Below are 22,685 nucleotides of genomic sequence, written 5' to 3'. Positions count from 1 at the left end.
TTACCTGTTTTTTTGATTTTAAGGGCTTAACAATTTGTTAATGTAACGGTAATGAAAGCATAACGGCGTTTTGATTCTTGTTTAATTTATTGATAATCATTGTGTTGTATTTTTGTGTTGCTTTTTGATATATGCTTGTTGTAACGCTGTTGCCTTTATGTAACCTCAATAATTTCTTTGTGTAAAATGGTGTATACACCTTTGCCCCGTCGATAATAAAAAGACATGACCAAACACAATGAATAAACGATTACAAATTCTGTTTTTACTTCTTTTTTGTGCAGGCACCGCAAATGCCACAAAACTGAAAGGCCACGTTTACGATAAGCAAACTGGAGAGGCCATTGTAGGTGCTACCGTGGTTTTAGAGAACCCAAGGCGCATAACCAATACCGGATTGGATGGTACTTTCGAGTTTAAGGATGTAAAAGCAGGTGCTGCCAAAATTAGCGTAAGCTACATTACTTACAAAACCATCGAGAAAACCTTAGTGATACTGAAAGAGGATAACGATCACTTAAAGTTCTACATGGAGAGCGATTCGAAAAGCCTTGATGATATTACCATCAAGTCGAATGCCGTTAGTTCTACTGATCAGGGGGCAAGGCGCCTGGAAAAAAGTGCTCCACAGCTGATGAATATCGTATCAGGAAGGTCGATAGAGATTTCACCAGATTTAACGGTAGCCAATGTGATGCAGCGTATTTCTGGTGTATCTATAGAGCGCAATAGCAACGGCGACGGGCAATACGCCATATTAAGAGGAATGGATAAACGCTACAATTATACTTTGGTAAATGGCGTGAAAATCCCAAGTCCGGATAATAAATACCGTTATGTTCCGCTAGATCTTTTCCCTTCTGATTTACTCGACCGTTTAGAGGTGTACAAAACGCTTACGCCAAATTTAGAGGGCGATGCCATTGGCGGTGCCATTAATATGGTGATGAAAAATGCCCCAGGCTTATTGCAGGTAAATGCCAATGTTTCTACAGGTTATAACCAATTGTTTTTCGACCGTAAGTTTACCAGCTACAATGCTTCAGATATTAATTATAAATCGCCTTACGAAATAAACGGGAAAAACTATAATGCTACACAGAACGATTTTAGCAAGGGAACACTCGATTATAAATATAAAACCCCTGCACCTAATTTAATCGGTAGCTTATCCTTAAGTAAACGCTTTTTGGATAATAAATTAGGGGTGGTGCTGGCGGGAAGTTATCAGAATACCTACCGTGGCAGCAACAGTACTTTTTATAATAATGCTGTTGTTGGAAGTGATGCTTATGCCAAAATTACGAGCAAAAGTTACCGTGAGTTTTCCGAACAACAGCAACGAACAGGTTTGCATGGGAAGGTTGATTACGTTTTTAACAAAGACCACCAGATCAGTTTATACAATGTATATGTTAACCTAAAAAACCAGCAGGTTAGAGATGCTGTAACCACTACTTATAATGGGGTTTATAATCCAACAGCAGGAAATGCAGAATTGGTTTATGATACCCGTAGCCGCTTAACCGAGCAACAGATTTATAATACTACGCTTCATGGCGATCATAAATTCTTTGATGATAAATTTAAAGTACAATGGTCGGCTGTTTATTCTTCGGCCAAAAACGATGTGCCCGAAAATACCAGCATCAGTTTAAATGGAATACAACAGAGTTTTCAAAGCAAACGTACCAGTTTGGTCAATACTAATCCGGTTACCCGTAGATGGGAACGTAATACTGATGAGGACTTAGCTGGCTACCTGGATCTGACTTACCAGGTTTTGGCTGGCGAACATAAACTGGATATTATGGCCGGAGGTTTATACCGCGATAAACAAAGAAGCAGTTTCTTTAACAACTACAATCTTGCCCCTAGCGCAGCCAATGCATTTGATCTTTACGGTGTGAATTTTCAGAATTATACCGATTTAAACCTCGTGGTGAGTAATTCTACAGGAGCAGTAGCTAATGCACTTACATACGATGCCACCGAGAAAATCGCAGCAGGTTATGGTATGTTTAAGTATAATTCAGCCAAATTAGAAGTGATAGGAGGGTTAAGAGTAGAGCATACCAATCAGGGTTATAACCTGCTTTTCCCTGCGGGCGAAGCTTTTCCAAATGGAAATCAGATTTATACTGATCTGTTGCCCAGTTTAACCGCAAAATACTTCTTAAGTGCAAAAGCACAATTACATGCCTCTTATTACAAGGCCCTTAACCGTCCTGGTTTTTATGAAATTGTACCTGGAAAAGTAGTTAATGAGGATTTTGTAGAGCGTGGTAATGTGAACCTGCAACGGGCCTTAGCAGATAACTTCGATTTACGTTATGAACTTTTTCCGGGCGCTTCAGAACAATTGTTGGTGGGTGCTTTTTATAAGCGGATCAAAAACCCTATTGAATATACCTTTCAGGCTGATGCCGTTCGTGGACAGGATATTTATTACACACCTGGAAACTTTGGTACTGCCAATAATTACGGTGCAGAGGTAGATTACATCAAGTATTTCAGTAAAATCGGCGTAAAAGCCAATTATACTTATACCCATTCGCGTATTGTAACGCCTAAAACCACAAGAAGCATTAATAGTACAACAGGTGATATCCAGGCGCTTTCTGTTGATCAGGAGCGACCTCTTTACGGACAATCAGCGCACATTGCCAACTTATCATTGTTATTTAAAGACACTAAAAAAGGCTGGGATGTTCAGGTTGCGGGTGCTTATACAGGTCCTCGTATTAACACGGTTTCTCAATTTTTAAATAACGATTTATGGCAAGAAGGTTTCATCCAGATGGATGCATCTGCCGAAAAACGTTTTAAAGGTGGCATTAGCGTTTTTGTAAAAGCCAATAACATCTTAAATACACCAACAAAATTATTTATAAAAGGTACAAATCCAGAAAATGACAAGATCAATGAAGATTTGGTCAAAAATGGAAACACCTTGATCAGAAGTGATTATTATGGGCAAAACTATCTTGTTGGTTTCAGATATAAGTTTAATTAAATAGAATTTAAAGATACAAAGACATGAAATCGAATCAGATTTTTAAATTAATGATCCTCATGGTGCTAGCCTTGGCAGGATGTGAAAAAGCCAATGTGGATGTAGATGCGACTGCTGTAGATGGTTCAGCAATTGGAGAAGTTTCAGGTGTTTGGGCGAAGGGCAGCACCCAGGTAATTAAAGGCGATGTGATTATTCCCGAAGGTAAATCTTTATCCATTGAAGAAGGGGTAACGGTTTTAATGGATACTGTTGCAAAACCCGAATTTATCGTAAAAGGTAATCTGTATGCTTTAGGCACCACAGAGAACCCTATCAAATTTACCGTAAACGATTTTTACAAAACGCCGTTAACCAGGTTTGGTAAACTCTGGGGCGGTATTTTGGCTGGTCCAACATGTGAGGAGCTGGTGCTTGACCACGTAATTCTAGAATATGGCGGTGCTAAAACATCGGATGCTTCTACTTCGGTAAAAATGGGCCTGTACAAGGCTGTTGCGGGCGAAAGTTTGCCTGCACTTTGGTTTGCCAATGCCAGAGGCAGATTGGTGGTTCAAAATAGTACCATCAGAAATTTTCAGGAAGATTGTACTTATATTGAAGGTGGAAGAATCATTTTTGCCAATAATGTGTTTTATACCACGGGTGTAACAGGAGGAGAAGCCATGAATTTTAAATCGGGCTGTTTGGCAGATATAGCCTATAATTTGGTCTATAGTACCAATACCAATGCCTTAAAATTATCTAACACTGGAGATAAAACACCACAAACATATATTATTGCTTACAACAATACGATGGTGAACACAGGCTGGAGAAGACCAACTGCGAAAGGTGGATCAATCTGGCTGGAAAGTACTGTGCGTGCCGATCTGTATAATAATCTTTTTGCCAATACCCGTTTTGGTGTAAAAAGAGATCCAAAAAAGCCTGAAGATAACCGTTCTGCTTACAGCAATAACTGGTATTATGGTTTCGATCAGGCCACTGTAAACCAGTTTCAGCCAACTGGCGATATTGTAGGCGGTAAAAACGATGTAATTAGTAATGTTGCCGGAGCAAATGACCCTAAATTTGTGAATTATCCTTTAAACACAGCGGTTACCAATGCCGATTTTAATACCACATGGGATTTTCACCTGCAAGGTAACTCACCAGCTTTGGGTAAGGGCATCACTAACTTTACCCGTCATCACCAGGCCGGAATTATAATGAAAAATGGTATAACTTATATCTCACCCTCACCATCAACATTTGTTGGTGCATACGGAACTAAAATATAAAATGAAGCGTAACAATATATTAAATCTTGCCACCCTTGTGGTTTTAAGCTTAACCATTTCTTGTAATGGTGGTACACAAAGCGGAAATAGTGAAGCAATAAAACCCTTATATGTATCTGATCCTGTCGATTTTGATACCGACGATCCAGCGATCTGGGTAAATCCCAACGATCCAGCACAGTCTTTGGTAATCGGTACTGATAAAGATACCAGTGGTGGCTTATATGTTTTCGACCTGAAAGGTAAAATCATTAAGTCAAAAACCGTAAAAGGCTTAAAGCGCCCAAACAACGTTGATATTGCCTATGGTTTATTGTTGGCTGGAAAAAAAACAGATATTGCGGTAACAACAGAACGTTACACCCATAAACTGCGGATATTCTCTCTTCCCGATATGAAAGCAATCGATAATGGTGGAATTCCTGTTTTTGTTGGTGAAACCGGTGCGGAGTACCGCGATTTGATGGGAATTTCGATATATACCGATCCAAATGGAAAAACTTATGCAATTGTTGGTCGTAAAACGGGGCCTAAAAACGGAGGTTATCTTTGGCAATACCTGTTAACCGATGATGGGAAAGGCAATGTTAAAGCAGATTTGGTTCGAAAATTTGGCCAGTATAGTGGTAAAAAGGAAATAGAAGCCATTGCTGTTGATAACGAACTGGGGTATGTTTATTATTGCGATGAGCAGGTTGGTGTACGCAAGTATTATGCCGATCCGGCCAAAGGGAATAAAGAACTGGCACTGTTCGGGCAGGGCGATTTTGCTGTCGACAATGAAGGGATTGCCATTTATAAAACTTCAGGGAATAAAGGTTATATTATCGTATCCGATCAGGGTGCTAAGCAGTTAAAAGTGTACGATCGGGTGGCTAAAACCAATACTGCTCATCCACACCCATTGTTAACCACCGTTAAATATTCGGCTAATCAAACAGATGGCATTGATGTGGTTTCAGTTCCTTTAAACACCGATTTTAAACATGGTTTGTTGGTGGCTATGAGCGATGATAAAACCTTTCATTTTTATCGATGGGAAGATATAGCAGGTAAAAAATTGACTATTGCACATCCATAACATTAACTTATTTTTTGGAAAGCAATTGCAGAAGCATTTAGGGAGGTTCAGTCCTGCTCCCGCTTCTGCCAATTTGAAGGAAATTGGCATTCCGCTTTGGTCATGTTTAAGGAGCATGAATAGTACTACTATTATGGGTAAAATAAACCCGACCGACAGCGTTATCCCCGATTTCTTCTATCGGGATAAAGCAAAGGACGGAACTAAGGGAGCCGAAGTACCACTATCCCTGCTTTCCAAAAAATAAGAATAAGTATAAAGATCTCTCTCTCTGTATGCATCAGCTATTGTTATTTCATTTTTATCGATGGGAAGATATAGCAGGTAAAAAACTTACTATTGCACATCCATAACATTAACTTATTTTTTGGAAAGCAATTGCAGAAGCATTTAGGGAGGTTCAGTCCTGCTCCCGCTTCTGCCAATTTGAAGGAAATTGGCATCTCGCTTTGATCAGGTTTAGGGAGCGTGAATAGTACTGCTATTATGGGTAAAATAAACCCGACTGGCAGCGTTATCCCCGATTTCTTCTATCGGGATAAAGCAAAGGGCGGGACTAGCGGAACCGAAGTACCACTATCCCTGCTTTCCAAAAAAAGAATAGATTAGGTTTAAATATTTCTAAGGTTGTCTCATAAATCTCATTCGAATTTGTAACGTTGAGCTTGTCGAAACGCCCTCCGCGACATTTAAGCAGGTCCTTCGACAAGCTACCATTGACGTTATTTTACAAATTATTATTAATCAGCATTTTAACTACTTTCGCATTTCCATCCAGCTAGGCCATAGCACGGTATCCCCGTTCTACTTAAATCCGGCCTAACAAATTTTTCGGGCTACACTGTTTTGGCCGCACAACTGGCTTCAAAAGAAAAATTTTCAGCCGGCATTTTTTGTTTCTTTTTGATGCCAAAAAGAAAGAGCCCTTCGGCGGCGGCGAGCCGAGGCAAGATCGTGGTGTATGGCAAAAAAATTCAATTATACGTCACTAACATTGATTTTTATGAAATAAATTATCCCTCAGGACGACAATTCTATATTAATGATACAGCCTTATTTTGCTAACAACTAAAATCACTACACGTCGAGCTTCAGCGATGACGGTTATCGATCTATACCGCAATATTATTCGATAATTTATATTCAGACGGGGTAATGCCCGTCTGTTTTTTAAAATACTTGCCAAAAAAAGAGGAGTTGCTAAAACGCAGTTCCATGGCTACTTCAGAGATATTCATTACATGGCTGGTTAACAGTAATTTCGCTTCCCTGATCACCATTTCATCAATAACTTTCCCCGCCGTTCTATCGGTTACCTGTTTAACCACCTGTGATAAATGCCTTGGTGTAATGCGTAAACAGTTGGCATAATAAATTACACGCTTTTCCTTTTTAAAGTTTTCTGATACCAGCGATAAAAAACGATTGGTGAGTTCTGTCCTGCTATCGTGAACAAAAGGCAAAGGATCTTTCTGTTTGTTTTTTAGCAGAAAGAGATCGTACAGCAGTTCCAGGAAGCTATTATGCACTATGTTTTTAATCTGCGGGGTATCTTTAGATACATTCAGCTTTTTGTGCAGGGCAAGCATATCGTAGTAAATGAATGTATATTCCTCTTTTGATAATGAAAATTTATGAGTAGGATCGTTCTGGAACATTCTGTAAGCTTCTCCGCTATTAAAGAATACCCCCTTTGTTTTTAAATAATTTTTGTTAAAATGGATACTGATGAAAGAAACATCGCTATTATCCTTAATCTCATAAACCGCATGTGGAAAAATGAGTAGAATATCTCTTTGATTTAATACATGCTCTACAAAATTTATCCGAAGGTTCATCTTTCCTTTTGTGATCAGAATTAAAGCATAACTCGATACGCGGAAAGGCTCCGAACTACAATAATGCGGATCGCTACTATGATGGATTTTCGCCATCAATCCATCATTTAAAGAAAGCGCTTCCTCATGGTTTTTTTCTGAAAAAGTTTTATTAAGTAACTGTGGTTGCATAAAATCGTTCAGCGTTTTTTTAATAATTTCTTAACAGATACAATCCTCTTTTTCACCACAATTTTAGCCATCCGGTTATGGATGGTCTTTCGCCTTTTATCTGTCGTATTTTGTATTCGCAAATGTAATGTTCGAGATCAATTTTGCAAGTAAAATTTTTTAAAATGACTAATTTCTGATTAATTTTCAATCTTTTGATTAATAAATATGTAGTTTTAATTGACTTAAAAACAGTAAATTATGTTATTTATTGTGCTTTTTTGTATGTTTTTTGTCGTTTTACTATTTTATAATAAAAGTCAGAATGTCAATTGGTCAATTCATCTGAATGTCACATTTCATCAATCCAACTTTTTGACCAATATATCCCACATTTGAACCTTTTTTTCGCTCCAATTCCGCGTTAAAATTGTGTTATCAAATCGTATGGTTAATGCAACCTTAATCTATAGGGTTGATTTTGTTATCAACAAATAGTATTCAAGAGCAGGCCAAACTTTCAGAACAGGGTTTTAAAAAACTGAAGAACAAAAGCGTTCAGTATGCGTAAAAAATTACAAGATAGAATTGCCTCTTTTAAGGATGCAGCTGTGATAAAGGAAAAGGGATTGTACCCTTATTTCAGGTCGATAGAATCTGCTCAGGATACCGAGGTAGTGATCGACGGAAAAAAGGTACTTATGTTTGGGTCAAACTCTTATTTAGGGCTTACCAATCATCCTAAAATAAAGGAAGCTGCAAAAGCGGCCATCGAAAAATATGGTACGGGATGTGCCGGTTCAAGGTTTTTGAACGGCTCGCTCGATATCCACTTAACATTGGAAAACCGACTGGCCGAATATGTTGGCAAGGAGTCTGCAGTGCTTTTTAGTACCGGATTTCAGGTAAACCTGGGTGTAATATCTTGTTTATTAGATCGTAACGATTACCTGTTGCTTGATGAATATGACCATGCCTCCATCATTGATGGAAGCCGTTTGGCTTTTGCACGTACCATTAAATATGCGCATAATGATATGCAGGATCTGCGCCGAAAATTAAGCAGGTTACCTGAAGATGCTGCCAAACTGATCGTTTCTGACGGCATTTTCAGTATGGAAGGCGATTTAGTTAATCTTCCTGAAATGGTAAACATTGCCAACGAATTTGGTGCCAATATCATGATGGACGATGCACACAGCCTTGGTGTTATTGGCTTTAATGGGTCGGGCACAGCATCACATTTCAATCTTACTGAGGATGTAGACCTGATTATGGGCACTTTTAGCAAATCGCTGGCCTCACTAGGAGGTTTTATTGCTGGTAGTACCGAAACCATCGAATATATCAAGCATCGCGCCCGATCGTTGATGTTTAGCGCAAGCATGCCGCCGTCAGCTGTAGCAAGTGTAATTGCTGCATTGGATATTATTGAATCGGAACCTGAACGGATTGATAAACTTTGGGCCAATACAGAATATGCAAAAAAACTTTTGCTCGAAGCGGGTTTTGATATTGGGCACAGCAACAGCCCGATCATTCCGGTTTATATCCGCGATAACATTAAAACCTTTATGATTACCAATATCCTTCAACAAAATGGTGTATTTATAAATCCAGTGGTTTCGCCGGCAGTGCCTTCAGATTCTTCTTTGATCAGATTTTCTTTGATGGCCACACATAGCTTCGATCAGATTGAATCAGCCATAAGCAAACTAAGTGCAGCTTTTAAGGCCGTTAACGTAGAATTAGTAGGAAGCCAATCATGAGAGAACTGGTAAAGGTTTCTGGTAAAAAAGCATTAAAGGCATTTGTAGATTTTCCGCACCAATTGTATGCGGCCGATGTAAACTATGTTCCTGAGCTTTTTATTGCCCAACGCGATCTGCTTACCCCAGGCAAACACCCCTTTTACGAACATTCAGAAATCCAGCTTTTTTTGCTGTACAATGATGGTAAAATCATTGGGCGTATTGCGGCCATCAACAATACCAACCATAATAAAGTTTACGGCGGGAATGATGGTTTCTTTGGCTTTTTCGATTGTATTAATGATGTAACAGCGGCTAATGAACTGCTTGGTGCGGCAGAAGAATGGCTTACGGAAAGAGGACTGACAAAAGTTTTAGGTCCGGTAAATTTTTCAACCAACGAAGTATGCGGATTACTGATTGAAGGTTTCGACGGGCCACCTGTAGCCATGATGCCATATAATGCACCATATTATCTGTCGCTTTTAGAGCAAATCGGCTTTCAGAAAAATGTCGATTTAAGGGCCTACCGCTACACCGCGGGCAATTATAGCGAAAGATCAGTTAAGCTGCTGGATAGGATAGAAGAGCGTTTGCTCCGGAATGATATTGTACTCCGCAAAATCAATATGAAGAAATTCAAGGAGGAGTGCAATGCGGTGAAGGATGTATACAACAAAGCATGGGATAAAAACCTTGGTTTTGTGCCGATGACGGATAAAGAGTTTGACTATAGCGCGAACGATTTAAAACTGATCCTTGACCCTGAGTTTTGTATCCTGGCCGAGCAACATGGTAAGATTGTGGGTTTTGCGTTGGCTATACCCGATATTAACCAGATCCTGATCAAAATTAAACGCGGAAGATTGTTCCCTACCGGATTGATCAAACTTTTGGCCAATAAAAAGAAAATTGATGGCATCCGTATTTTGTTACTTGGCGTGGTAGATGGTTACCGTAAAATGGGGATTGAAGCTTGTCTTTATGGCCGTATCATCAAACATTTCAAGGCCAAAAATATGAAATATGCAGAGGCCAGCTGGACTTTAGATCATAACGATCTGATCAATAAACCTATTGAAGATATTGGTGGGAAACTGTACCGGAAATATAGGATTTTGGAGAAAGCGATATGAAAAAGCGCGTGTTGATTACAGGGGCGACAGGATTTGTAGGGTATCACCTGATAAAATCTGCTTTGGCGAATGATCTTGAAGTGTATGCAAATGTACGTCAATCGGCCACTGCAACACATCTTAAAGATTTTCCGATCAACTATGTTGACCTTGATCTTTCTTCCATATACCTGTTGAAGGAAAATATAGAGGAAAAAAGATATGACTACATCGTGCATGCAGCTGCGGTAACCAAGGCAAAAAAACTCGATGATTACAATCAGATAAACGCCATTTATACCCGGAACCTGGCTTTGGCGGCTTCAAAATCGGCACATAGCATAAAGAAATTCGTATTTATCAGCAGTTTGGCCGCACTGGGGCCTTTAAATCGGAAAAATGAAAAACTGACAGATATGGGGGCATCAAATCCGGTAACCAATTATGGGATCAGCAAAGCACTTGCAGAGACATACTTGGCTCAGATTCCGAATCTGCCTCTAATCACCTTCAGGCCTACCGCAGTATATGGGCCGAGGGAGAAAGACATTTTCATATTGATTAAAACCATTAAAGCAGGACTGGAGCTGTATATCGGCAAACAGGAACAGGAACTGAGCTTTGTATACGCCACCGATTTGGCCAATATTATTATAAAAGCACTTGCATCTGATGTTGTTGGCAAAAGTTATAACATTTCTGATGGAGCAGTTTATAACCGCTCTGCGCTAGCTGCCCATGTGCGTAAGGCCTTAAACAAAAAAACATTGACCGTGAATGTACCTGTGCAAATGATTAAGGGCCTTGCCTGGTCGATGGAACGGTTGTATGGCGTGTTTAATAAGATTCCTGCTTTAAATGTAGATAAGATAAAAGAACTCACCGCGCTCAATTGGGGCTGCGACATTGAAAATATTCAGAACGACTTTGGTTTTGTGCCCCAATTCGGACTCGAACAAGGGCTTAATGAAACCATAAACTGGTACCGTAAAAACAATTGGTTATAAGATTTTAAATAAAATAGAATGAAACAACAAGTAAAAGCAGCTGAAGGCAAGCTGGGAATATTAATGCCAGGATTAGGCGCTGTAGCAACAACCATGATTGCCGGAGTTGCTGCAATTAAAAAAGGGATATCAAAACCGATCGGTTCGTTAACACAGATGGGTACCATCCGTTTGGGCAAAAGAACAGAAAAAAGAGAACCAAAAATTAAAGATTTTGTGCCTCTGGCTGGTCTTGAAGACTTAGTTTTCGGTGGCTGGGATGTTTATGAAGATAATGTTTACGAAGCGGCAATGAATGCCCGCGTATTAGACGCTAACCTTTTGCGCGACGTACGTGAGGAATTACAAGCCATTAAACCGATGCGCGCTGCTTTCGATAGAAATTATGTAAAAAACCTTGATGGTAAATATGTAAAAGATCTCGATAACCGTTACGAACTGGCTTTAGCCGTAATGGAGGATATTAAAAACTTCAAAGCAGAAAACAATTGCGATCGTATTGTACTGGTTTGGTGTGGTTCTACAGAGATTTATTTCGAAGCATCAGAAGTACATGAGTCGCTTGCTGCATTTGAGCAAGGTTTAAGAGACAACGATTTGCGTATTGCGCCAAGTATGATCTATGCTTATGCTGCATTAAAATTAGGAATTCCTTTCGCTAACGGAGCACCAAACTTAACAGTTGATATTCCAGCCTTAATCGAACTGGCTAAAGAAACCGATACCCCAATTGCTGGTAAAGATTTTAAAACCGGTCAAACTTTAATGAAAACCATTTTGGCGCCTGGTTTGGCGGCACGTTCGTTAGGTGTAAACGGTTGGTTTTCTGATAATATTTTAGGTAACCGCGATGGTTTGGTGTTAGACGATCCTGATAATTTTAAAACAAAAGAAGTATCTAAACTTGGTGTACTGGAAGATATCTTTAAACCAGAGGTTAACCCTGATTTGTATGGCGATATGTACCACAAAATCAGGATCAACTATTATCCGCCCCACGGTGATAACAAAGAAAGCTGGGATAACATCGATATTTTCGGTTGGTTAGGTTATAAAATGCAGATCAAGATCAATTTCCTTTGCCGCGATTCGATTTTAGCCGCACCGATTGTATTAGATCTTGCTTTGTTTATCGATTTGGCTAAACGTGCAAACCTATCGGGCATTCAGGAATGGTTATCATTCTACCTGAAATCGCCACAAACGATTCCAGGTGTACCTGTAGAAAACGACATTTTTAAACAGTTAATGAAACTTCAGAATACCTTACGTTACATTATGGGCGAAGAATTGATCACCCATTTAGGTCAGGATTACGAAGAAGAACTGATAGAAACAGTATAGTGTTTATCCACAAATTTCTTTCAACGGCTCTGGGAATCGGGTATATCGGCAAGGGCGCAGGTACTTATGCTGCTATAGCAACCTGCATCTGTTGGCATCTTTTCCAGAGCCCTTATACCAACCCTTATTTATGGCCGGTACTTTTCACTATGCTCATCGTGATTTTGGGGGTAATGAGTGCCGATCGGGTGGAAGAGATTTGGGGGAAAGACCACGGTAGGGTGGTGATTGATGAAGTGGCAGGAATGTGCATCACCCTGTTATTTGTGCCTTTAAAATGGGAATACACGCTAATAGGACTTATTCTTTTTAGATTTTTCGATATCCTCAAACCACTTTACATCCGAAAACTCGAAGAATTGCCAGGTGGTTGGGGTGTAATGGCAGATGATGTGCTGGCTGGGATTTATGCAAATGTTATACTGCAACTGGTTGTTGTTTTAGAACTGTTTTAACCATGATGTTCACTTATCTAAAAGCCCAGGCATCATCTTTAGTGGCCTCGGCAACAGATTTCGGTGTGACCATTATTGCCGCAAATCTTTTTGGCTGGTGGTATCTGGCTGCAAGTATTACGGGGACGGTTACAGGTGGGGCAGTTAATTTTTACGTGAACCGTAAATGGGTTTTTGAAAGTGAATCTACAGCAATTAAATGGCAGATTTTAAAATACGTTTTGGTATGGACAGGCAATCTGATCATCGTAACCACGGGTGTGTTCATGCTCACCCATTTTTTTAATCTCAATTATGTTCTCGCTAAAGTACTTAGCTCAGTTTTAACCGGGTTAAGCTACAATTATATCATGCAAAAGCAGTTTATTTTTTCAAGTTAAATGAAACCGATTTATTCATTTTTTCTCCTCGTGGTGCTCAGTTTTATTTTGCAGGTAAATGCTTTTGGCCAAAGAACAGTAGTATCTGGTATCGTGCGCGATGCGGTTACCAAAGAAACACTACCCAATGTTTCCGTTTTTTTTAAGGATACTAAAATAGGCATACAAACCGATGTAAACGGAAAGTACACATTGGTTTCTCCCGATCCTCAGAATGAAATCACTTTTAATTATGTAGGTTATCGAGCGGCTTTTAAAAATGTTATGCCATCTGCAACTCAGGAACTCGATATTGCATTGGTTCCTGATTCAAAAGCTTTGGACGAAGTGATCATTGTGGGTGGTAAAAAGATAAAATACCGAAACAAAGATAATCCCGCGGTAGAATTGATCCGCCAGGTAATTGCCCATAAAGATGAAAACCGGATTAAGAGTTACAATACGGTGTCTTTTAGGCAATATGAGAAGATGTTGTTTTCGTTGAGCAATGTTTCGGAAAAGTTTAAGAACAAAAAGATGTTCAGAAATTATCAGTTTTTATTTCAGGAACAGGATTCGACCTTAATTGGCGGAAAAAACCTCTTGCCTGTGTACATTCAGGAGAAACTGGCCGATAGTTACCTCAGTAAAGATCCCGAAAGAAATAAAACTGTTGTTATTGCCGAGAAACAGGTAAACTTCGATAGCAGGTACATCGATAATAAAGGAATGAAAACCTATTTCGATAGGATGTATCAGGACATCGATATCTATAAAAACAACATTTCGGTGATCAGTAACGAATTTTTAAGTCCGATTTCGGATGGGGCACCTGCTTTTTATAAGTTTTTCATTACCGATACGTTAAAAAATCAGAAACCTCAGGTTATTGAACTTTCTTTTACCCCCCGAAATACAAACGATATGCTGTTCGAAGGAAAGATTTATGTAACGAATGATAACCATTACGCCGTTACGGGTGCTTCATTTGGGGTAAATAAAAACATTAACCTCAATTTTGTCCGTGCGCTAAAAATCGATCTCGATTTCGAAGCCAACAACAAAGGCAAGTACAGTTTAAGCAAAAGCAATCTGTTGGCCGATTTTGGCATTGGAAAAACCAAAGGCATAGGTTTTACCGGCGAGCGTACCGTTACTTATAAGAATTACCAGTTTGATACGGTTCTGCCAGATACTATTTTTCAAGGGAAAAGTATCGTTGTGCGGGCCGATGCAGCAAAAAAAGACAATAAATTCTGGGAGCAAAACAGACTGGATACCATTTCGAAGAACCAGTTGAAGATTTATGGCAATATCGATACCCTGCAAAACCTTCCGTCTTTTAAACGGACAATGAAAATCGTTACGCTTTTATTTGCAGGTTATCAGAATCTCGGTCCTTACGAAATTGGTCCGGTAAATACATTTTATAGCTTTAACAATGTAGAAGGTTTAAGGCTGCGGGTAGGCGGCCGAACAACGCCTGAGCTTAGTAAACGGTATTATTTCGAAAATTATTTGGCTTATGGGATTAAAGATGAGAAATGGAAGTTTTTCCTTTCCGGAACTTATTCGCTAAACAATAAATCGATCTACGAATTCCCCCAAAACTACGTCAGGGCCAGTTTTCAACGAGATACTAAAATACCGGGACAAGAACTCCAGTTTGTGCAGGAAGATAATTTCTTGCTCTCGTTTAAAAGAGGGGTAAACGATATGTTGCTCTATAACGATTTTTACCGTTTAGATTATGTTAAAGAATTCGAAAACCACTTTTCTTACAACCTTGGCTTTAAAAAGTGGAGCCAAACGCCTGCCGGTGGACTCAATTACCTAAACGGAGCAAATCAGGCTGTTAACCGGTTAAGTACCAGCGAAATCTCCTTGCAATTACGGTACGCGCCGAATGAAAAGTTTTATCAGGGAAAAATATACCGTGTGCCCATTGCCGATCGCTATCCGGTATTTAATTTACGTTATACCGCAGGTTTAAAGGGTGTTTTCGGTGGCGAATACAATTACCATAACTTAATGGGCAGCATCGATAAACGTTTCTATTTATCGCAGTTGGGTTATAGCGATGTAACTTTCGAAGGTGGTTATATCGCAGGAAAAGTGCCGTTCCCTTTATTGGCCATACACCGGGCTAACCAAACTTATGCCTATCAGCTCAACTCTTATAACCTGATGAACTTTCTAGAGTTTGTGAGTGATCACTATGTGAGCATCAATATTGACCACAATTTTAACGGCTTCTTTTTTAATAAAGTGCCGTTGATCAAAAAATTAAAGTTGAGGGAAGTGGTGTCATTCAAAGCCTTATATGGTGGTTTACGGAATGAAAACAATCCAAATTTCCAATCAGGACTATACCAGTTTCCGGTTTACGAAAATGGTGCACAAAGAACTTATGCATTGGGTAACGAGCCGTATATGGAAGGCAGTGTTGGTATAGGCAACATTTTTAAACTATTGAGGGTCGACGTGGTGAAACGGTTCAACTACCTCAATAATCCGGAGGTTTCGGAATGGGGAATAAGGGCAAGGGTAAAATTTGATTTTTAAGAAAAAAGCGATGAAAAAAAATCTAAGAGACAGTCTGCAACAGGGCATATACAAGGTGATCAATCCTTTTGTAAAGGGATTGATAAAAATAGGTTTAACACCTAATGCAGTGACGACCATTGGCTTGATCCTGAATATCGGTGTGGCGGTTATTTTTGTACTCGGTGCCGAAAAATCGAACCGCGGCGATATGTCATACATCGGTTGGGGAGGAGCACTGGTGCTTTTTGCGGGCCTGTTCGATATGCTCGATGGTCAGGTGGCACGATTGGGAAACATGAGTTCGAAGTTTGGCGCATTGTACGATTCGGTACTCGATCGCTATAGTGAAATGATTATGTTTTTAGGGATCTGTTATTACCTGGTGGCGCATCATTATTTTTTAAGTTCCTTGTTTGCGTTTATTGCATTAATTGGGTCGATGATGGTGAGTTATACCCGTGCAAGAGCCGAGGGATTGGGAGTAGAGTGTAAAGGCGGTTTAATGCAAAGGCCGGAAAGGGTAGTAACCATTGGTGTTTTTGCCATTGCCTGTGGTATTGCAGGTCATTTTATTGGTGGCAATTACAAAGTTTACGTACCAGGTGTTTCATTCCATGTTTTCGAAACGATGTCGATTTTTACCATGCCCATTACCCTAATGGCGGTATTAACCAATATTACGGCAGTTAAAAGGTTACAGGAAGCCAAAAAAGGACTCGAAGCGCAAGAGTTTAATGAGCGAAACGGAAATAACAAGGCTGCATTAATTGCGGGTTTGGTGTTAATGGGAAGTTTAACAGGAATGCTTTCTTTTAACGCAAATGCGCAGGAATCAGATCCTTCTCCAATTACTTTTCCAACGCCTACAGCTATCAGCAATCAGCTGTTTTATTTACAGCGCGATCCGAATACCAATACCATTATCTGCCAGTTAAATGTAGATAAACATGGTGTGGTGAATAAAGATCAACCTGTAAATGTATTTTGGATGCGTTACGGAGATAAAGGTGAAAAGAAAGAACTGAGTTATATCCAGCGGAAATTTGCCTATGGAATTATCAGCAAAAATCTGGGTAATGGTCAGTTCGAACTGCGGTTTACTTCGCATAAAAAACTGCCGATGTACCTGAATAAATCTGGCGCAGATAAAAAATACCATGTTTTTGCCACGATAAACAATAAAAAAATGCAGTTAGAACGGATATTCCTTCGGATTGAGGGCGGTACCTTTTGGTTTCCGAATGTAAAATATGTAGAGATAAAAGGTGTGGATGCTTCAGAACCTTCAAAGGTGTTAGTTGAAAGGATTAAGGTTTAGCGGAGGAAGTTATGCGGGTGGCGTTAGTTCAAGGCGGAGTCTCCACTCGAGGTGTCATTCCAACTTGATTGGGAATCTTAGTGCAATAGGCTTTAGGGTTCCCGCCTGCGCGGGAATGACGATCGATTATATGATTTTGTCAGTCTGAGCGGAGTCGAAGACTTTCACTACACGCTCACCCGATCCGTCATTTCGAGCGGAGTGCAACGTAGCCGAGAAATCTATATTCAAAGATCTCTCCATTTCGCTTCCGATGAAAAATCGGTGAGCTTCAGTCGAGATGACGGCCAAAGGATAAACCGAAGACCAGTTAAAAATATTACCAATGAAAAAGAATTTTGTTTCAAATTCGACAGCATCTATCAGGATGTTTAAAAACGACTTTTTAGAAAGCTTATCAAAAGTTAGGTTTTATGTGCCTCTGATTGTTTATGTTCCCGTGATTGCTTTCCTTTTTTGGAAGGCACTTTGGGAAATCGAAATGCCTGTTTTAAATTTTGCAGGATGGTTTTTGCTAGGCCTGGCCATCTGGACCATCACGGAATACATCCTGCATCGCTATGTGTTTCATTTTGAGCCAAATGTGGAATGGGGCAAGAAAATCCATTTTATTTTTCACGGTGTACACCACGATTACCCCAACGATGCGAAAAGATTGGTGATGCCACCTTCAGCCAGTATTCCCATGGCCTTGGGCTTTTATTTTCTTTTCGACTGGTTACTACCAGATACAATAGTATATCCATTTTTCTCAGGCTTTATGATCGGTTATCTTTTTTATGATATGGTACATTATGCGCTTCATCATGCCAATTTTAAAAGCGGTTTCTGGAAACAGTTAAAACAGCACCATATGCTTCACCATTATTCCGATTCGACCAAAGGTTATGGGGTAAGCTGGACTTTTTGGGATCATATTTTTAGATCTAATTTTGATAAAAAATAACATGCAGCAAGAGGTATTGCTTAAAAACAGTTTTTATAATCTTCGGAATATTTATCTAACAGTTGCTATATCTGTTGGATATCTATTGTTATCAGTACTACTGGTCGGCTTTAAAACCGATCAGCTGGTGCTGATTTTTATTTTTAATACTTTGTTTTTTATCTCAAAAGGAACCAGGCAGTTTATCCTAGGCTTTTCAATCTTTATTGTCTACTGGGTACTGTTTGATTACATGAAAGCTTTTCCAAACTATCTTTTTAATACGGTACATATTGAAGATTTATATGACCTGGAAAAAAATACTTTCGGCATTAACTACCATGGCTTAATACTTACACCTAACGAGTATTGGAAAATTAACAGTACTGCATTTTTAGATGTATTAACCGGGTTTTTCTACCTGATGTGGGTACCTGTTCCACTGGCATTCGCTACTTATCTTTTCTTTAAGAATAAAGAACAGTTTGTTTGGTTTTCGCTCACATTTGTTTGGGTAAATCTGTTAGGCTTTGTGTTGTACTACGCTTTTCCGGCTGCACCACCATGGTATGTGCAGGAACATGGCTTCGAATTTATTGCGAAAACTGCTGGTAATACTGCTGGATTGGCCCGGTTTGACCATTATTTTAATATTACGCTTTTTCATGGGATATACAGTAAAGGTTCTAATGTATTTGCGGCCATGCCATCGTTGCACTCATCTTATCCCGTTATTGTTGTTTATTATGGTTTGAAAAACCGGTTGGGTAAGATCAATATTTTTTTTGCCGCCGTTATGCTCGGGATCTGGTTTTCGGCTGTTTATACCAGTCATCATTATACGCTTGATGTTTTAGCCGGATTAAGCTGTGCATTTTTGGGCATTATTTCTTTCAATTATTTAATACGCAATACCAGGTTGAAACAGCTTGTAGCTAATATGATAAGTGCCATCGGTAATTAGGCAATCAGGCATATTTAGCTGAAACAAAAGTAAATATGGATTTGAACATGGTTACCCTCAGCGCGATCAATTACATTAATGATTATGATTATTATAACTTGCTTACAGATTTAAATAGCGATACAAATTCAAAATCTTTTACCAAACTGAACGAAATTAGGGAAAGGAATAAACGCCATATTACAGCGCTTTTTCCTAATGTGAAATTTCGCGATAGTAGAAACCAGCTACTTGCAGTGGGAAGTTTTAAGCATGCGGTTAAAGCGAAGATTGAAACATTATCGAAAGGAAATAGAAGATTATCTGGAAACATTTAAAAAAGATGCTAAAAAAAAATAGCCAGGTTTTATAGAAAGATCAGAAAATAACTTCGAGATTTTTTGGTACTGAGGTGATAAACCCGTTTTGGTATTGAACAGGTTATTTTATATTAACATTAGCGCTGTATTTTTGGTTATCTATAGGGTTAGTATAAGTTTTCAATTTTTTGCATCATGACAGCAGCAATCGATTCAATCGGCAACGACCATCTTCAAGGTGCATGCCCATGTGGTAAGGGTGATAAATCGGATCTGGAAAGAATTCCAAGGACATTTATGATGAAAACCCTGTTATTCTGGTTACCCATGAAACGTTATAGGTGTTACCGCTGCATGCGTAACCGCTGGGTACTTGGAAGAAAATCACATCAAATCAGCCGATAAAAATCTATTCATGTAAAACCAGAATTGCTTTTACTGATTGTTCAGGACCTCAGATAAATGAATTAGTAGCTGGCTTAATCGTGCTGTAAGTTAAATGATGATTGTTAATAGAGGAGTAAGCAAATTGTAATAAAAGAAAAAGGGAATACCTGCAGCAATTGCTTTGGTTTTTCCCATTTTTCTATACAATAAGTATAAATCCTATTGAAAATACTGAGAAAGATCTGTTAATTTTCCACCTGATACATAAATAGATCTTGTAGGGGAAGTAACTGTTGTCTTGGCATCGATAATTAAAAATAGTTTAGATGTTCCTGCCTGAAAGTTAAATCCATCGTTTGCAAAGGCTGAAGTAATTCTACCTTCGTTGGGTTTAAGTGTAAATCCATTTGGTACCAACGGGCTGGTAGGGTTGTAAGGATCGTTATTGGTCCCTTTCTCTACAATATCGAAACTGTAAATATAATTTGATCCCGGTAAAGGTGGTAGTTCTATCGAATTGAAGGAGCCATCCTTGGGTAGTGTAAACCTAAGTTCGGGCATTACTTTTGTTCCAACGGTGGTGTTCGATGCGGTTTTAAGCCTGGTGTAAAAAACCAGATCAACGTCTAAATTTTTGAACTGATTTGGAAATGTAGTCTCAAATTTAGCACTCACTATCATATTTGCAGGATTCTTAGGAGGATCTAGTTTTACATTATCCACTATTTTAGTGCCATCAAATAAGTAACCGATATCCTGCTTTGGGATGGTAGATTCGATCGTTTTGGTAAATAGAATGGCCGTTTCTCCTTTCTTACGGATCTGGATTTCCCTTGTGGTGCCTTTGTCGATCAGGATAGACAACACTTTATTCACTTTTCCGGTTTCTGAGGAAATTACATTTCCATCTAATAAGAACTCGAGTTCGCCAGATAGCGCATAGCCCTTAATCTCTAATGAAATGGCATTGTTGTATATTTTAGTCCCATCATAAAAAATACTGATGTTCTGATCGAATGGTGCAGCTGTAATTGTTCTGGTGAGTAATATTTCAGAAGTACCCTTTTTTCTGATCTTTAAAACGGCATTTTGATCTTTTACAGCAAGAAGGGTTTTTAAACTGATACCACCAGCGGGTGGAGTAGCTATAATACTGTCTTTATACAGGTATTCCAGTTCAACATTGGTTGAACCGGTAACGCTTAATTGAATAATTTTAGCTGGTTCTGGTTGAAGAAGTTCTGCTTTGCGACAAGATAAACTTAAGGTTACAAAAGCAGAAAGAAAGAAAAGGGTAAAAATTTTTAGTTTCATATAAAGGGTAATTACATTTAAAAACAGCTGTCTGTTTTTGTAATAAAGAGACCGTACCCTTTGGGGTACGGCCTCCTTTAGTTAAGAGAGAAAAAAATTAGAATACAAGTTTTGACCACGTAGCTGCCCAACTTGGTAATGTAACGGTAGCAGGAGAACCAGGTGTGTTGTACCATGGCTGGCTTACACCAAAAGCGCTTGCGTTAGTTGCATTAACAACCAAATTATTGCCACCACCATCAACGTAAGTGCCAGATGCTGTAGTGATTGCGTTAACGAAACCATGAACAGATGTAGTACTGATGGTTGAAACACCGGCTGGAGCATCTGCATCGAAAGCGATACCCGTGTTATAGCCAGAAACAATTACATCAATTAATTCAACTTCCGAACCTCTGCGCTCGCGGATACCATTGCGGTAACCTAAACCTGCGATACCGCTGGTGTTTTCAGTTCCGAAGATATTTACATTAATTAAAGTTGGATGTGTTTTAGGCGTTAAGCTAAAGGTTGCATCTTCAGCAGGTGCATTGTTGTCAGATTCGATACCGTTAGAATCGCTGTTACCACCACTTGTACTGTGTGTAGCGTTTTTATCAGCAATGGCTACTGCATCAGTCAATGTTCCGGTAAAACCGTTATCAAAATCAAATTGATCGTCATCAGATGCTAAAGCAATTAAATTGCTTGGGCTCACTGTACCACCGAAAAATTCGAATCCATCATCAAGACCGTAAGAAACCTGTACGTGATCGATAGTAGTACCGCTACCTACACCGCCTAAAGTTAAACCATTTACCTCGATGTTTGTAGCCAACTGGAAACCTGCATATTCGATGCGTACATACTGTATAATACCGCGGTTATCAGCATCGTTTGATCCACCGTAATGGAACTGAGGTTGATCAGCTAAACCTTCAATCAGTTTATCGCCAACGTTGATCGTTGCATTACCTAAAACAATTAAACCACCTAAATCGCCTGGTTTACCTGTTGTACTGGCATCACCGTCTAAAAGGTAACGACTGGTAAATACAATCGGATCAGCAGCTGTACCAACAGCATTAATGGTACCATCTTTTGCTACAACCAATACACCGTTTTGTACACCTGTGGTATTTACTGATGCTTTAATATAAGTACCTGGTTGGATGGTTAAAGTTGCACCGTTTCTAACCGTTACTACACCACTTAATTCGTAAACGTTTCCTGCTGTCCAGGTAACAGAGCTGGTAATGTCTCCGCTAACGGCTACAACTGGTAATGATGATTGTGAATAATCTGCTGCTGAAGTGCTGCGGTTGCCGAATGAAGCTGATCCACCTTCATTTTTTTTACAAGCTGTAAAAGAAACAGCAACAATTGATAAAAGACCGATTAAATTTTTGAAATTTTTCATTTTCGTTTTTTTGTTTTTCATAGGATCTAATAGGTAGGATCCATGTTTTTTAGGTTGATTTTTTGGTTATTTAGGGATAGAGCAGATAATCCCTTTCTTTTTTATGGAAATAAAAGCTTATATATCACTAAAT

The 22,685-nt window shown here is 39.2% G+C and carries 18 protein-coding genes; 15 read left to right on the top strand and 3 right to left on the bottom strand.

The annotated features are described in order from the left end of the window. Positions 1–238: 238 nt before the first annotated feature. Genes J7E57_RS21655 through J7E57_RS21640 form a run of 4 tightly spaced genes read left to right on the top strand, consistent with a single transcriptional unit; the run spans position 239 to position 5,627 of the window. On the top strand, positions 239–3,016 hold the full coding sequence (locus J7E57_RS21655) for a TonB-dependent receptor (RefSeq protein ID WP_215131004.1): 2,778 nt from the start codon (positions 239–241) through the stop codon (positions 3,014–3,016). A gap of 23 nt (positions 3,017–3,039) precedes the next feature. Further along, the gene (locus J7E57_RS21650; protein WP_251030002.1) at positions 3,040–4,299 is read left to right on the top strand and encodes a right-handed parallel beta-helix repeat-containing protein; all 1,260 of its coding nucleotides are present in this window, start codon (positions 3,040–3,042) and stop codon (positions 4,297–4,299) included. A gap of 1 nt (position 4,300) precedes the next feature. After that, positions 4,301–5,380 carry a phytase gene (locus tag J7E57_RS21645; RefSeq protein ID WP_215131006.1) on the top strand — a complete coding sequence of 360 codons (1,080 nt, stop codon included), beginning with the start codon at positions 4,301–4,303 and terminating at the stop codon, positions 5,378–5,380. Continuing rightward, a complete protein-coding gene (locus tag J7E57_RS21640) occupies positions 5,367–5,627 on the top strand; it encodes a hypothetical protein (RefSeq protein ID WP_215131008.1) in 261 nt (86 codons plus the stop codon). Before J7E57_RS21645 ends, J7E57_RS21640 begins: the two co-directional genes overlap by 14 nt. Positions 5,628–6,492: 865 nt before the next feature. On the opposite strand, the gene J7E57_RS21635 is transcribed toward J7E57_RS21640, so the two are convergent. Next, positions 6,493–7,389, bottom strand: coding sequence for a helix-turn-helix domain-containing protein (locus J7E57_RS21635; RefSeq protein ID WP_215131010.1), 897 nt, complete (start codon positions 7,387–7,389; stop codon positions 6,493–6,495). Between the two features lie 542 nt (positions 7,390–7,931). Between J7E57_RS21635 and spt the strand changes: the two genes are divergently transcribed. From spt to J7E57_RS21580, 11 genes are all read left to right on the top strand, one after another. Continuing rightward, on the top strand, positions 7,932–9,137 hold the full coding sequence (gene spt / locus J7E57_RS21630; protein WP_215131012.1) for a serine palmitoyltransferase: 1,206 nt from the start codon (positions 7,932–7,934) through the stop codon (positions 9,135–9,137). Next, complete coding sequence (locus J7E57_RS21625) at positions 9,134–10,255, top strand: hypothetical protein (protein WP_215131014.1); 1,122 nt, start codon at positions 9,134–9,136, stop codon at positions 10,253–10,255. Before spt ends, J7E57_RS21625 begins: the two co-directional genes overlap by 4 nt. Next, the gene (locus J7E57_RS21620; protein ID WP_215131016.1) at positions 10,252–11,241 is read left to right on the top strand and encodes an NAD-dependent epimerase/dehydratase family protein; all 990 of its coding nucleotides are present in this window, start codon (positions 10,252–10,254) and stop codon (positions 11,239–11,241) included. Before J7E57_RS21625 ends, J7E57_RS21620 begins: the two co-directional genes overlap by 4 nt. A gap of 18 nt (positions 11,242–11,259) precedes the next feature. Beyond that, entirely contained in the window at positions 11,260–12,585 is a 1,326-nt protein-coding gene (locus J7E57_RS21615; RefSeq protein ID WP_215131018.1) for an inositol-3-phosphate synthase, read from the top strand. Beyond that, positions 12,585–13,040, top strand: coding sequence for a phosphatidylglycerophosphatase A (locus tag J7E57_RS21610; protein ID WP_317196568.1), 456 nt, complete (start codon positions 12,585–12,587; stop codon positions 13,038–13,040). Before J7E57_RS21615 ends, J7E57_RS21610 begins: the two co-directional genes overlap by 1 nt. 2 nt (positions 13,041–13,042) lie before the next feature. Next, positions 13,043–13,420: a GtrA family protein gene (locus J7E57_RS21605; RefSeq protein WP_215131019.1), complete on the top strand. Its 378-nt coding sequence runs from the start codon at positions 13,043–13,045 to the stop codon at positions 13,418–13,420. Then, positions 13,421–15,964 carry a DUF5686 and carboxypeptidase-like regulatory domain-containing protein gene (locus J7E57_RS21600; protein ID WP_215131021.1) on the top strand — a complete coding sequence of 848 codons (2,544 nt, stop codon included), beginning with the start codon at positions 13,421–13,423 and terminating at the stop codon, positions 15,962–15,964. Between the two features lie 10 nt (positions 15,965–15,974). Beyond that, positions 15,975–17,264, top strand: a complete 1,290-nt coding sequence (locus tag J7E57_RS21595; protein ID WP_215131023.1) for a DUF4833 domain-containing protein — start codon at positions 15,975–15,977, stop codon at positions 17,262–17,264. 325 nt (positions 17,265–17,589) lie between these two features. After that, positions 17,590–18,210, top strand: a complete 621-nt coding sequence (locus J7E57_RS21590; RefSeq protein WP_215131031.1) for a sterol desaturase family protein — start codon at positions 17,590–17,592, stop codon at positions 18,208–18,210. Next, on the top strand, positions 18,197–19,153 hold the full coding sequence (locus J7E57_RS21585) for a phosphatase PAP2 family protein (protein ID WP_251030001.1): 957 nt from the start codon (positions 18,197–18,199) through the stop codon (positions 19,151–19,153). The genes J7E57_RS21590 and J7E57_RS21585 overlap by 14 nt, the downstream gene beginning before the upstream one ends. A gap of 47 nt (positions 19,154–19,200) precedes the next feature. Next, complete coding sequence (locus J7E57_RS21580) at positions 19,201–19,470, top strand: hypothetical protein (RefSeq protein ID WP_215166267.1); 270 nt, start codon at positions 19,201–19,203, stop codon at positions 19,468–19,470. 588 nt (positions 19,471–20,058) lie between these two features. Here the strand turns inward: J7E57_RS21580 and J7E57_RS21575 are convergent. Both J7E57_RS21575 and J7E57_RS21570 read right to left on the bottom strand, forming a co-directional pair. Continuing rightward, a complete protein-coding gene (locus J7E57_RS21575; protein ID WP_215131038.1) occupies positions 20,059–21,153 on the bottom strand; it encodes a hypothetical protein in 1,095 nt (364 codons plus the stop codon). A gap of 97 nt (positions 21,154–21,250) precedes the next feature. Next, a complete protein-coding gene (locus J7E57_RS21570; RefSeq protein WP_215131040.1) occupies positions 21,251–22,552 on the bottom strand; it encodes a hypothetical protein in 1,302 nt (433 codons plus the stop codon). Positions 22,553–22,685 lie beyond the last annotated feature (133 nt).

This window comes from Pedobacter sp. ISL-64 (genome assembly GCF_018613605.1).
GTDB lineage: Bacteria > Bacteroidota > Bacteroidia > Sphingobacteriales > Sphingobacteriaceae > Pedobacter.
This window is presented reverse-complemented; position numbering and strand designations above follow the sequence as displayed.

Excerpts from the sequence above, each read along its gene's own strand:
- J7E57_RS21595 (WP_215131023.1), top strand. The coding sequence starts at position 15,975 with ATGAAAAAAAATCTAAGAGACAGTCTGCAACAGGGCATATACAAGGTG.
- J7E57_RS21620 (WP_215131016.1), top strand. The coding sequence starts at position 10,252 with ATGAAAAAGCGCGTGTTGATTACAGGGGCGACAGGATTTGTAGGGTAT.
- J7E57_RS21600 (WP_215131021.1), top strand. The coding sequence starts at position 13,421 with ATGAAACCGATTTATTCATTTTTTCTCCTCGTGGTGCTCAGTTTTATT.
- J7E57_RS21645 (WP_215131006.1), top strand. The coding sequence starts at position 4,301 with ATGAAGCGTAACAATATATTAAATCTTGCCACCCTTGTGGTTTTAAGC.
- J7E57_RS21635 (WP_215131010.1), bottom strand. The coding sequence starts at position 7,389 with ATGCAACCACAGTTACTTAATAAAACTTTTTCAGAAAAAAACCATGAG.
- J7E57_RS21575 (WP_215131038.1), bottom strand. The coding sequence starts at position 21,153 with ATGAAACTAAAAATTTTTACCCTTTTCTTTCTTTCTGCTTTTGTAACC.
- J7E57_RS21625 (WP_215131014.1), top strand. The coding sequence starts at position 9,134 with ATGAGAGAACTGGTAAAGGTTTCTGGTAAAAAAGCATTAAAGGCATTT.
- J7E57_RS21655 (WP_215131004.1), top strand. The coding sequence starts at position 239 with ATGAATAAACGATTACAAATTCTGTTTTTACTTCTTTTTTGTGCAGGC.
- J7E57_RS21605 (WP_215131019.1), top strand. The coding sequence starts at position 13,043 with ATGATGTTCACTTATCTAAAAGCCCAGGCATCATCTTTAGTGGCCTCG.
- spt (WP_215131012.1), top strand. The coding sequence starts at position 7,932 with ATGCGTAAAAAATTACAAGATAGAATTGCCTCTTTTAAGGATGCAGCT.
- J7E57_RS21650 (WP_251030002.1), top strand. The coding sequence starts at position 3,040 with ATGAAATCGAATCAGATTTTTAAATTAATGATCCTCATGGTGCTAGCC.
- J7E57_RS21590 (WP_215131031.1), top strand. The coding sequence starts at position 17,590 with ATGAAAAAGAATTTTGTTTCAAATTCGACAGCATCTATCAGGATGTTT.
- J7E57_RS21570 (WP_215131040.1), bottom strand. The coding sequence starts at position 22,552 with ATGAAAAATTTCAAAAATTTAATCGGTCTTTTATCAATTGTTGCTGTT.
- J7E57_RS21615 (WP_215131018.1), top strand. The coding sequence starts at position 11,260 with ATGAAACAACAAGTAAAAGCAGCTGAAGGCAAGCTGGGAATATTAATG.
- J7E57_RS21580 (WP_215166267.1), top strand. The coding sequence starts at position 19,201 with ATGGTTACCCTCAGCGCGATCAATTACATTAATGATTATGATTATTAT.